10 protein-coding genes are annotated in these 11,824 nt (G+C 68.3%); 1 reads left to right on the plus strand and 9 read right to left on the minus strand.

Annotated features, from left to right (window positions below; genetic code table 11):
• Positions 1–18 precede the first annotated feature (18 nt).
• The 4 genes from ACZ5VQ_RS10500 to ACZ5VQ_RS10515 form a co-directional block, all read right to left on the minus strand.
• On the minus strand, positions 19–1,365 hold the full coding sequence (locus ACZ5VQ_RS10500) for a condensation domain-containing protein (RefSeq protein WP_469104535.1): 1,347 nt from the start codon (positions 1,363–1,365) through the stop codon (positions 19–21).
• 13 nt (positions 1,366–1,378) lie between these two features.
• Complete coding sequence (locus tag ACZ5VQ_RS10505) at positions 1,379–2,251, minus strand: hypothetical protein (RefSeq protein ID WP_469104536.1); 873 nt, start codon at positions 2,249–2,251, stop codon at positions 1,379–1,381.
• Entirely contained in the window at positions 2,245–2,976 is a 732-nt protein-coding gene (locus ACZ5VQ_RS10510; RefSeq protein WP_469104537.1) for a glycosyltransferase family A protein, read from the minus strand. The genes ACZ5VQ_RS10505 and ACZ5VQ_RS10510 overlap by 7 nt, the downstream gene beginning before the upstream one ends.
• A gap of 83 nt (positions 2,977–3,059) precedes the next feature.
• Entirely contained in the window at positions 3,060–4,391 is a 1,332-nt protein-coding gene (locus tag ACZ5VQ_RS10515) for a DegT/DnrJ/EryC1/StrS family aminotransferase (protein ID WP_469104538.1), read from the minus strand.
• Between the two features lie 428 nt (positions 4,392–4,819).
• On the opposite strand from ACZ5VQ_RS10515, the gene ACZ5VQ_RS10520 reads away from it, so the two are divergent.
• On the plus strand, positions 4,820–6,304 hold the full coding sequence (locus ACZ5VQ_RS10520) for an FAD-dependent oxidoreductase (protein ID WP_469104539.1): 1,485 nt from the start codon (positions 4,820–4,822) through the stop codon (positions 6,302–6,304).
• A 115-nt stretch (positions 6,305–6,419) separates the two neighbouring features.
• On the opposite strand, the gene ACZ5VQ_RS10525 is transcribed toward ACZ5VQ_RS10520, so the two are convergent.
• From ACZ5VQ_RS10525 to ACZ5VQ_RS10545, 5 genes are read right to left on the minus strand one after another with little or no spacing between them, the layout of a single operon-like run.
• On the minus strand, positions 6,420–7,466 hold the full coding sequence (locus ACZ5VQ_RS10525; RefSeq protein ID WP_469104540.1) for a LacI family DNA-binding transcriptional regulator: 1,047 nt from the start codon (positions 7,464–7,466) through the stop codon (positions 6,420–6,422).
• Positions 7,463–8,494, minus strand: a complete 1,032-nt coding sequence (locus tag ACZ5VQ_RS10530) for a Gfo/Idh/MocA family protein (protein WP_469104541.1) — start codon at positions 8,492–8,494, stop codon at positions 7,463–7,465. The genes ACZ5VQ_RS10525 and ACZ5VQ_RS10530 overlap by 4 nt, the downstream gene beginning before the upstream one ends.
• Positions 8,479–9,333 carry an HAD-IIB family hydrolase gene (locus ACZ5VQ_RS10535; RefSeq protein ID WP_469104542.1) on the minus strand — a complete coding sequence of 285 codons (855 nt, stop codon included), beginning with the start codon at positions 9,331–9,333 and terminating at the stop codon, positions 8,479–8,481. Before ACZ5VQ_RS10535 ends, ACZ5VQ_RS10530 begins: the two co-directional genes overlap by 16 nt.
• The gene (locus ACZ5VQ_RS10540) at positions 9,317–10,666 is read right to left on the minus strand and encodes a DegT/DnrJ/EryC1/StrS family aminotransferase (protein WP_469104543.1); all 1,350 of its coding nucleotides are present in this window, start codon (positions 10,664–10,666) and stop codon (positions 9,317–9,319) included. Before ACZ5VQ_RS10540 ends, ACZ5VQ_RS10535 begins: the two co-directional genes overlap by 17 nt.
• A gap of 8 nt (positions 10,667–10,674) precedes the next feature.
• Positions 10,675–11,820, minus strand: coding sequence for a glycosyltransferase family 2 protein (locus ACZ5VQ_RS10545; protein ID WP_469104544.1), 1,146 nt, complete (start codon positions 11,818–11,820; stop codon positions 10,675–10,677).
• Between the last annotated feature and the right edge of the window lie 4 nt (positions 11,821–11,824).

Consider the following 11,824-nt stretch of genomic DNA (forward strand, 5'->3'; position numbering starts at 1 on the left):
CCCCGGCGGTCCGCTCGGTCAGGGCGCGAGCGGCCGGAAGTCCTCTGCCACGGTGAAGAACGCGGGTGCCTCGGCAGGTGACCGGGTCGGATCGGCGGCCAGGAACTCCACGATCGTCTCCAGGTCGGACGCGACCCGCTTCGCCATGTCCTCGCTCACCGGCGGGTCGACATAGCGCAGGGTCGCGTCCACCCGGTCCGTGCGCAGGAAGAGGTTCAGCAAGAACGTCGTGCCTCCGTTCTCGCAGTAGGCGTCTTCCAGGAAGTCGGGGGCCGGTACGACCTCGTGACCGTCCATGGCCTCCGGTGCCGGGGCCTCGTACATGCCGTTCAGCTCGACCTCCCACGGCCCGGGTGAACCCGACCGCCAGCCCGTGTTCAACCCCGCCCTGAGGCACATCTCCTCGACGGGCAGCCTGCCGAAGTGCGCCATCTCCCGGCGCAGTTCGTCGCGCCGCGTGGCGAGGAAGGACCGAACGTCGTCGTACTGGCTGTTGTCGACCACGTCCACCACCTGACTTCGCAGCAGTCCCACGACGTCGAACGCGTGCCGGCGGTGGCGACCGCTGTGCGTGACGGCCAGCCGGATCGGCAAGCCGTCCTCCCGGCGGAAGTAGAGGCCGACACCCGCTGTCAGGATCTCGTAGGGAGTACAGACGTACTTCTTGGCGAGTGACCGGAGCCGTTCGTTGGTGGCATCGGAGAAGCTCAGCTCCATCTCCCGGGTCCAGGCATCGCCACTGGGCCGTTTCCGGTCGAGCATCCACTCCGGCACCGCGGGCGAGGAGGACTCGACCGCTCGCAGACAGTCGTCGTAGACCTCCAGTCCGTCCTGGAGCATCGGCGCGTAGTAGTCCGAGAACTGCGTCACCTGATCGGGACGGGCTTCTCCGCTCGGCCGGTTGTACTCGGCCCTGATCAGGTCGGTGACGATCTCCGCGGATATCCCGTCGCAGCAGGCATGATCCAGGACACAGGCGACGAGTGTCCTCGGGCCGGGTGCGCGACCCAGCACCACGTGCATCGCGAGCTCCCGGGGAACGGCCCATCGGTTGTCCTGGCCTCGGATGACCTCGGCGACCGAGTCGAGCGAGCCGTCCCAGTCGATCGTCGTCATGGGTGCCTCGGTGATCTCGGACAACTCCCGGATCACCTGGTTCAGTTCACCGTCGACGTCGTCCAGCGAGGTACGCAGCGCCTCGTGCGTGGCGATCGCGTGGCGGATCGCGTGCTCCAGCCTCCCCGCGTCGACCGGCCCTTCGACGACGAAGGAGTTGAAGAGCCTCTTCGCCGGGACGGATGTGTTGGGAGCCACGATGAAGTCGTGGTAGACGGACTGTCCTGCCGATGCCTTGCGCAGCTTCATGTCCCATCCATTCTCAGAGTGACCAGGGCAGCGCCCAGAAGCCTGCCTTGGCCAAGGTCCGGGCCGGGCCGTGCGGCAGCAGTGAGCGTTGCCGCAGGGCACTCGCCAGCTCGTGGCCGAAGGCGTGGTGGCCCAGGTACCTGCTCAGTACGAGGAGCTTTACGGCCTGTTCCAGCCCGGTCGCCTCGGCGCCGCCCACCAGGTCGTCCTTCATCCAGAGTCCGCGGTATTCCACGGGCTGGTGCCGTACCGCGCTTCCCCATGCCGCGTCCGGTCGCGACCGGGTGCTCAGGTCGATCAAGGAGTAGCCGAGACCCCGCAGCAGTGGGGCGACCACCGCCAGCGGGTACTGGCCCACGTAGTTGTCGACCAGGCCGCCCGTCACATCGATGCACACCGCGTCCCGTACCGAGTCCAGGTCCGAGCTGAGCAACGAGTACTCCAGCCCCTGGGCGGTCAGCCTCAGCACGTCGAACGAGTCGTACGTCCGGGCCAGTTGGCGCAGCGTCAGGGAGGGGACAGCACGTCGTTCGCACACTTCGAAGTCGGCCGCGCCGCCGTACCGGGCCACCACGGCACGGTTGGGTTCCAGCAAGGAGGAACGACCGGGATCCCTGGTCACGTTGAGCTCTTCGGGACCGCCGTGCACGGAAACCGCGACGGCACTCACCACGCTGTCGACCGAGTCCGTCGTGGCGTCGGCCAACGGGTCGCAGACGACGTTCCGGACGAGGCCGCTCAATGGGCTCCACGAGGCAGGGAGTCCGCGAGCCCCGACGTCCAGCACCCGGATCGGAGTGAGCTTCGAGGACAGCCACGCGAGTGTGTCGGACGCCTCGGCGTCGGACACGACGCTCGGTGCCGGTATCGGCGAATCAGTCACCATTCCCCCTCGGGCGCGTCGTCGCGAAAGGCGTTGGAGTAGCCGCCCAGCGTGTACAGCAACGTCGGCATATGGGTGCTCACCAACGGAACATCCGCCTCCACGAGCGCACGCAGGAGCTTGTTGTCCTCGCCGACCACATTGCGCCAGTCGTCGACGTCGTAGGCCTCCGGGAACGGGATGGCCAACAGGAGCGCTCGCTCGAACAGCCACTCACTGGTATCGGCGTTCTGCACACGGCCGGCCACACCACGCGCCTCGACCTGGTCGCGCAGGACGTTGGACCAGGGCACGTACACACAGGGCCTGCGCAGCTCCAGGTACCGGGCCCGGGCAGCGTCGACATCGCGGACCCATGGATGCAGCGCGTCCAGGTACGGCGTGCCGTCCTGATGGATCAGACGGCACTGGGAGTGCACAGCCGGGCCGCCGCTGCGCCGCATACACCTGAACAGGCTGGACAGATGGTGCGGCTCCAGCAGGTTGTCGTCGTCGAGGAAGCTGATCAGCCCGGTGTCCGCCAGTGCGACCGCGGCATTGCGGAGCCGGGACAGCACCGGAGGTCCGGAGACGTCTCCGGGCGATCGGGGCCTGAAGTGCCACACCGTCGATCTGTCGTGGACCGTGTCACCGTGGGCGGTCTCCTCGGCCAACGGCCGGTAACGCATCTCGTCGTCGTCCACGACGACGAGATGCGTTACCGGGCCGGCAAAGTCCTGCTTTCGCACTGTGTTCAGGCAACGGCGCAGCAGGTCCGGACGACCCCGGGTAACGGTGATCACGGTGATCCCCTCGGCGCCCCCATGGGCTCTCATGGGCGGCTGAACACCACCTTGGCCACCGCACTGGCGATGTCGGCCATGTCCTGCTCGTTCCCGAGCAGGGTGGAGTGATGAGTGAGAACCGAGTGCCGGACCAGGTATTCGGCGTTCGGGTACTCGCGCCCGCGGTGCTCGGCGACGAAGCGCTCGGCCAGCGGACCCAGCGTCGGCTTGGTCCACGGCTGGAGCAGTCTGCTGCGGCTGAGCGGTTCCCGTGGCGGATAGAAGAGGGTGCCCAGTTCGGCGGTCAACGCGTCGGCCACGTCGCTGTTGGTCATGCCCGGGGGCAGCGGATCGAACACGATCGGCAGTTCGTAGACGGAGATGCGGGTCTGCTCGGAGTGCTGGCGCAGCAGCCGAACGCCGGGGATAGCGTCGATCAATCCGCTGAGGGCCGCATAGTTGCGGTTGCGGATCTCGTGTTGTTCGTCCAGGACTTCCAGTTGGGCACACAGGAGTGCCGCACCGAACTCGCCGAGGCAGAAGTTGGCGCCCATCATGCTGGCGCTCTCCTCCAGTTCAAGTCCCTGCGGCGCATCCTCGGCAGTGGTGTACCGGCGGGAGTCGGCGCGCAGTTCCTGCATCACCGAAGCGAGCCGGTCGTCGTCGGTCACCGCCGCGCCACCCTCGCCCGCGGTGAGCACTTTGGACTGCTGCATGCTGAAGCAGCCGATCAGTGCCAGTGATCCCGCGGGCCGCCCGAGCCACTCGGCGCCGTGAGCCTGTGCCGCGTCCTCCACGACGCTCGCACCATGGGCCGCCGCCACCGCCGAGATCGCGGGGATGTCGGCCATCGCACACGACCAGTGGACCGCGAGCACCGCGCGCGGCTCCGTCCGGAAGTCCAGGTGCTCCGGCGCCATGCACCCGGTCAGCGGATCGACGTCCACCAGCACGGGCACGAGTCCGGCCCGCAGCACCGCGCTCGCCGTGGCCACCCAGGTGAGGCTGGGCACCAGTACCCGGTCGCCGTAGTCGAGCCCCAGCGACTCCAGGGCCACCACCAGGGCACTCGATCCGTGGTCGACCGGCACACAGTGCCGCGCCCCGACGTAGTCGGCGAACATGCGGGAGAACCGGCGCTCGAACAGCTCTTGGCCGGCCGGACTGGTGATCGCCCACCGCTCGCCCCGCAGCACCGATTCCAGGAAGGGCCCGGCGTTCCGCGCCGGTATCGGCCAGGTCGGCCAACGACGGTCGGCCAGGCGCACCGGAATGCCACCGTCGACCGCCAGTCGGCCGACCACCGGCCGATCGGCCGCGGGCCGCCGCCTGGAAACGCCGTGCCCCTCAGTGTCGACCTGCCGAATCGAACGTCCCATTGCGTACCTTCCGACGTTGGGAATTCTCACGAAAGACCGATGACTGTCACAGGTCCCGTTGGCCAGGCATACCGTCAGGATGCCGAAGGATAAGCACTGTTCAACTGTCGAAGGGGCGCAGTTGAACGTCGAGTCCGCCCGGCGAAGCGGACAAAGTCAGGAATTCTTGACCGGGATGAAACCGTCGTACAGAATTTCCGTGCCGTGCGGCAGGGCCGAGGTCGGCACCGCGGGAGCACAGCAGGCCCCGGGACACCCCGCAGCCTGCGACACGCAGGTCGGAGAGTATGGGGCGACCCTCCTGGTACGCCAGTCCAGTACCTCTTGAACCAGTCGGCACCGGTTCTTCTGCGAACGGGGCGCCTCTTGTGCTCATCGACATTCGACATCGCTACTCAGCGACATAGCAACCGAAACGGGAGCCGTACGTGCGGATATCCGAAGGACTCCACAGTCAAGGGAAATTGCCGGAGGGTTGCTCGGTCCTGGTCGTCGGAGCCGGCATGAGCGGATTGAGCACCGCCCTGGAACTCGGCGAACGGGGTGCGCGCGACATCGTCGTCGCCGACCACGGGCCGTTCACGGGTTTCGAGCACCGCACCCGAACCCCGAATACCGTGCCGCTGCCCGATTCGCCCCCCTGGTGGCGTACCGCTTCGCCACACTACGCGGAACTCCCTGGCGTGAGCGCTCCCGTCGGCGGTCGCTCGCGCTGCTGGCACGGAGTGCTTCTTCCGGTGAGTCGGCGAGTGCTCAGGCAACACTGGCCGAACGACACGGCGAGCCGCCTGCTCGCCGACGGACCCGGGTCGTATCAGGCGGTGATGCGGGAACTGCGGGAATGGCAGCGCGCCTTCGGCGATCCGCGTCCGGACAGGACGCATGACGATCCGCGCGCGGAACTGAAGGCGATCTGGCCGGACCTGTCCCTGGAACCTGTCCCCCAAGCCGGCTGGTCCGTCGACGGTCCGGACGGTCGCCTTGTATGGGCGTACTCCCCGCTGCTGGCCTGGGCTCGCCGCGGGCTTGCCCGGCACGCCGACCTCGATCTGCCAAGAGTGGTGCCCGGCCTGCGGGCGATCAGCGTCCTGGTCGAGGCGGGAAGCGTCCGAGGGGTGCTGTTCGCGACCCCGGACGGAGGGACCCGGGAAGTCCGCGCCGACGTGGTGGTACTGGCGGCGGGCACGCTGGAGAACACCCGGCTCTACGCCCAGGCGCTCGCCGCGGCGGGGGACGTGGTGAGCCGCTGGCCCGGCCTCAACGACCACGTCACCCACGGATACGCGATACCGCTGCCCAGCGCACTCGCCGAGCGCTGGACCCGCTCGAACCACCGGTTCCTGTGGTCCGACCACGAGGACGAACTGAACGCGAATCTCTTCATGGAGGTGCACGCGGCCGGCCTGGCCGAACCCGTGCTGGACCTGTGGTGGATGGCGCAGCAGGAGGAGCCCTTCCGCGACGAGATCCGCTTCGACCGTCCGGACCGTGCGGCCTCACGCGAGAACTCGGGGTGGGCCGGGCAGGTGGATGCCTCGTTCTCCTCGGCGGACGAGGAGGCGATCCGCAGGCGCGACGAGATCACCGGCAAGCTGCTCGAAGCGCTGGACGTCGACACCGCGACGGAGGGGCAGTTCGTCGACTTCGATCCTGCCGCGGAAGCAGCTCTCGCCACCGGTACGGCGAACCACTACGTCAGCAGGCTGGGCACCTCCGACCACGAGGCGGGCACGGTGCCGCTGGGACAGAAGGTGACCTTCGGCGGCCGGTCCCCCTCGGTCGGCAACCTGTTCGTCACCGGCCCGGCCGTCTTCCCGACGGCCGGCGCCGCCAATCCGTCGCTGACCATCCTCGCACTCGCCACGCATACGGCGGAGGCCGTCATCGGTGGTCGAACGTTGTCGCGTGACTGAGGCCGGCTGCTCCGGCGAGCCGGCGCCGGCCCTGTCGGCATGGTGGGTGTGGTGGGTGTGGTGCACGGCGCCGGTGAGCACCGCCGGGACGCCCGTCCGGTCGGCGACGGTTCGGTCAGGCGGACTCGCGGAGGACCAGACGGGTCGGAACGATCACGGAGGACAGTGGCTGGATGCCACCGTCCTCGGACGGGTCCGAGGTCCGTTTGAACAACAGCCGGGCCATCAGGCGCCCCATGCCCTCGATGTCTTGGTGCACGGTCGTCAACGGCGGGTTCATCGCCTCGGCGAGGGGCTCCAGATCGTCGAAGCCGATGACGGCCACGTCGTCCGGCACACTGCGCCCGCGTTCCCGCAGGACACGCCGGGCGCCGCCGGCCATCAGGTCGGAGGCGACGAAGACGGCGTCCAGGTCGGGACATTGCTCAAGGAGCACGGACATGGCGTCCGCACCCCCCTGGAGAGTGAAATCGCCTTCGACGATCAGCTGGGGCGCACTGTCCAGGAGGACGTCCCGGTAGCCGTCGAGGCGGTCCACCGCAGCCGCCTGGTTGAGCGGCCCGGTGATGGTCGCGATTCGAGTGCGGCCCAGGGACACGAGATGGCGGACGGCCTCTCTGGCTCCGCCGCGGTTGTCGGCGTCGACGTACGCGTAACTGCCGCCGCTCTCTCCGATGCCGAGGAAGGGGCGGCCGCCGAACACGGCCGGCAGCCCCATCCGGGCGACCATCTCCGGCAACGGGTCGTCGGCGCGGAGCGAGAAGAGCAGCGCGCCGTCGACGTGGCTGCCACCCAGGAAGTTGCCGACGCGAGCGTAGTCGTCCGGCTCCTCGATCAGGAGCAGAACCAACTGTGCGCCCCGCTGGACGAGTTCCTGCCGGATGCCCCGCAGGTGCAGGTCGAAGAACGGGTCGACGAAGAGCCGGTTCTGCGGCTCCGTCACGACGACGGCGACCGCGTCGTTGCGGCGGGTGACCAGGCTGCGCGCGGCCTGGTTGGGCACGTAGCCCAGTTCGGCCACCACCCGGCGGATACGCTCGGTCACGGCGGGGCTCACCCGTGGCGAGCCGTTGATCGCGCGTGACACGGTGGAGCGCGACACCCCGGACTTGCGGGCCACGTCTTCGAGCGTGGGGCGCTGTCCGTTGGGCCGGTGCGTCAAACGCGGCCTCCCAAGCGCAGCAGTTCCTCGAGCACCCGCTGGGCGCGGTAGCCACTGCCGAAGTCTGCCATGTTTTCCGGGTGTTGGGACGTGGTCACGGCACCTGCCCAGGCGTGAACCTGGTCGAGGAAGGAGTCCGCCCAGCCGGGTACCTCACCCGGTGGATCCTCCAGCCGACCGGAACCGAGCAGTTTGATCTGCTCCCAGTCCACCCCGGTCCGCAGCTGGAGCACCGGACCGTCCTGGGAGTCGTGGACGAGGTCGCCGCGGCTGCCGGTCACGGTGAGAGTGAACCCGGTCTCCTCCGGCTGTGACGCCTTCGAGGCGGTCAGGGTGAAGGACGGACCGCTCTCCAGGCGGCCGCCGACAAAGGCGTGGTCGTCAACCATCACCTCCATGCCTCCCTTCCTGGGGACCTTGGTCTGCAGCCCGACCCGACAGCAGGTGAGGTCGATCCAGCTGTCGAAGAGGAAGTGCAGCAGGTCGATCAGGTGCACGCCCAGATCGCCGAGAGCACCGCTGGTGAACCGTTCCTCCTCGCTGTCGCGCCAGGTGAAGTGCTTGCGTGTGAGCGCGCTCTGGCGTTTGAAGGCGATGTCGACGTGCAGGAGGCGCCCCAGCGTGCCGTCGGCAATGCGTCTGCGAGCCTCTTGAACAACCTTGAGATAGCGGTAGTTGAAGCCCATGACACAGACCGCGGACGCTGCTGCCGCCCGGTTGCGCATGTCGGCGGCCTGGGCCAGGGACACGGCCATGGGCTTCTCGCACAGCAGACTCCGACCGTGGTCCAGCGCCTCCAACGCGTAGCCCGCGTGGGTCCGGTTGGGTGAGGCGATGACAACGCCCGTGGACGCTTCGTACAGCTCGTACGGGGAGGCGAAAGCCGGCACGCCCAGGGAACCGGCCATGCGCCGCGCCTTCTCCCCGTCCACGTCGTACACGCCCACCAGTGACACGTCCGTGCCGGCCAGCACCGCTTCGGCGTGGACCCTGCCTATGTTGCCGGCGCCGATTATTCCGACTCGCAAGCCTGTAACCCCTTTCGCAGTTCGAACAAGATGGCATCCGTGTGACTCCACGCGGACACGTGCGGATGCCGGCGCCGGGCCTCCCCGGTGCAGTTGCCGACCAGCACCCCCCGGCCCACGGCGGCGAGCATCTCCAGGTCGTTGCCGCTGTCCCCGAAGGCGAAGGCATCCGCGCTGTCCACCCCATGTGCGCGGCAGACGTACTCGACGATCTGGCGCTTGCCACAGCCGGGCGGCAGGAAGTCGACGTCGTAGCAGTTCTCGGGGTCCCCGGCCGCCGGACTGCAACGGCTGAGGCTCACCCCGAGACAGAGCGCGCCCGCCACCCGTCCGATCAGGGCGAGATGGCGGGCATCTCGCTCGGGGTCCTGGGCGTAGTAGTAGTGGCTGATCACCATGCTGCCGGGCGGGCGGCCCCTCTGCGGTACGAGCGGCACACCCAGTAGGCGCAGTTCACGCACGGCCCGTTCCGCGAGAGCGGCGATGTACCCGCTGTCTGGAAGCCCCCGCTGCCAGCCCTGGTCCGGGCGGAAGCTCCCGTCCTCCTCCACCACATACAGCTCGGTGCCGAGGGAGCAGGCCATGAAGTGCGGCAGGGAACCGAGACCGTGGGCCTCGGCCTTGCGCAGCACGGAGTCGAACGAACTGCCGGTCACCCATCCGAACAGCAGGCCGTGCCGCTCACTCGCCTCGACGAGGTAGGCCTCCAACCGCCGCCGTGCGCGCACCTGTTCGGGAGCGCCGGCGTGAGCCAGATAGGTCTCGTCGAAGTCGGAGAACACCACGGTACGCACCGTGCGGGGCGTCGGCAGTGCGCCGATGTCAGTGGACGGTGGCACGGACGGCGGCATGCAGGGCCTCGATCACTCGGTCCTGCTCGACGAGGGACAGGTTGTTGTGCAAGGGCAGGTGAAGGACGGTCTCGTGGAGCTGTTCGGTCGCGGGCAGCACCATCTGGTCGAAGAGCTCGCGGTGCAGGGGTGTCTGCTGACGGTGGGTGAGCACGGGGTAGTAGATGTCCGTCTCCACCCGGCCCGTCGACCGCATATGGGCACGGACCGAGTCACGCGCGGTGCGTCCGGCGGCAACGCGCACACCGAACAGATGCCAGGCGTGATCCGGCACGAAGGCGGGCACGAGGACCGAACCGTTCGCTTCGAGCTCCGCGAGGCCGTCGATGTAGCGCCGAGCCAGGAAGGCCCTTCGGTAGTTGTTCAGAGTCAGGCGAGGCAGCAGGCCGAGGCCGACCGCGGCGGTCGAGTTGTCCATCCGCGCGTTGAGGCCGTACCCGTCCTCCTTGACGTTCTTCCGCTTCGGGTCGAAGCCGTGGTAGGCAAACCTCCGTGCCTGTCCGGCGAGTTCGTCCTCGCAGGTCAGAACAGCGCCCGCCTTGCCGGTCAGTCCGAAGTTCTTGTACGGGTTGAAGCTGAGCGCAGCTGCGTCCGCGTGCTTCCCCACACCGGTGACGCCGATTGCCTGGCAGGCGTCCTCCACGACACGCAGGCCATGCCGTCGAGCGACCTGCGCGAGGGCCGGTACGTCGGCGAGGCGGCCGTAGAGGTGGACGGGCAGGATCGCCCGGGTACGCGGGCCGACCGCGGCCTCGGCCAGGGCCGGGTCCAAGGTGTGTCGGTCGGGGTCGACATCGACGAGGACCGGAGTGGCCCCGCAGGCCCACACGGCGTTCTCGGTCGCGGCAAAGCTGTTGGCCGGCATGACCACTTCGTCACCATGGCCGACACCGACCGCTCGCAGGGCGATGACCAGTGCGTCGGTGCCGCTGCCCGTCCCCACCACGTGCGGTACTCCGAGGAAGTCCGCCAGGGCGTCCTCGAACTCGGCCACGGCCAGCCCGCTGGTCAGCTCGCCGCTTGCCAGCACGCGGGCGAAACACTCCGCCGCCGTGCGCTGCTCGTCCGGCGTCAGCAGCCGTTCCCGGGGCAGAAACTGCACCAACTGCTCTGCTTGAGGCCGGGGTTCGGTGGCGAAGACCGAGTCGGGGGCAGCCGGGTCCAGCCGTCCGGGGGCACGGGTGAGGAGATCGGCCAGGGCCTGATTGGCACGGCTGTCGGTGGGGTCGTAAGACGGGACCTCGCCCTGCCGTACCTCGGCCACCAGTCGGCTGATGCCGACGCTGTCTCCGGTGAAGGAGCCGTTCGTGAACGTGGGCATCGCAGTACTCAGACCCCCGTCGTACGGTCGAGGAGTGCGCCGCACCCGAAGGACTTCGCCGCCTGCTTGAGCAGTTCCGGACCGGGGTGTTTGAAGTAGAGCAGCTCACGGCCGGTCATCAGGGTCTGGACGACAACGGGCAGTTCGCGGTCGTCCGTGGTGTCGACCACGATGAGGTCCTCCGCCGCGCCGCACCTGCCGATCTCCGGTGCCGCACCGTCCAGGTTGCTCTCGTCCACCACCAGTACCTCGTACGATCGCCCGATCGGCAGTCTGCCGGCGACCGCTCGGCAGGCGAACTCGAAGCGGAGGTAGGCGTCGAACCAGCTGGAGCGGTCCTCGCGCTCAGGGTCGAAGTAGGAGTCGAGGATCCACTGGAGCCGGACCTCGAGTTCGGGGTGCTTGGCCGTGAAGTACGCGAAGTTCTCCCGCCAGTCGGCGTAGCGCTCCGCGTCGGACTCGGGGTGGGACTGGTGGTAGACGCGCGAGAACGGGTTGTGGACGAGGGTCAGTCCGTGCCGGTGCAGCCGATAGCCCAGCTCGACGTCCTCGAAGCTCCACTTCCTGATGCCCTCGTCGAACCCTCCGACCGCCAGCAGATGTTCTCTGCGCACCGAGAAGTTGCATCCGTACACGAAATGCCACCCGGTGGCCAGGTTGCCCAGGTTCTCCGACAGGGCATCGGTGACTTCGGCGCGCTCGTCCGGTGCGACGACCGGCGGGAACGCATCGGGAGTGAAGGACTGTCCGAGCAGGGTCAGATCGACCGGCCCGGGTGCCAGGTAGTCCCGGAAGCCGATGGCCACGAGATCCGGGGTCGTCCGGTGGCAGTTGATGTGTTCCTGGACGAAGAGGGGGTCGATGATCTGGTCGCCGTCCGCGAAGACAACCAGGTCTCCCTCGGCGGCGCGAATGCCGGCGTTGCGTGCCGCGGACCGGCAGGACTCCTCGGTGCGCGGCAGATACAGACGTCGTATCGGGTAGGTGAGGGCCAGCGCGTCGACGGCTTCCCCGGTGCCATCGGTGGAACCGTCGTCGACCAGGACGACCTCGAACTCGTCGGTTTCCTCAAGCCGCTGATGGTTCAGCGACCAGAGGCAGGGAATGACAAGGTCCTTCGAGTTGTAGGTGGGGATGACCAGGCTGGCTTTCACGGAA

The organism is Streptomyces sp. NPDC033178 (genome assembly GCF_055577685.1).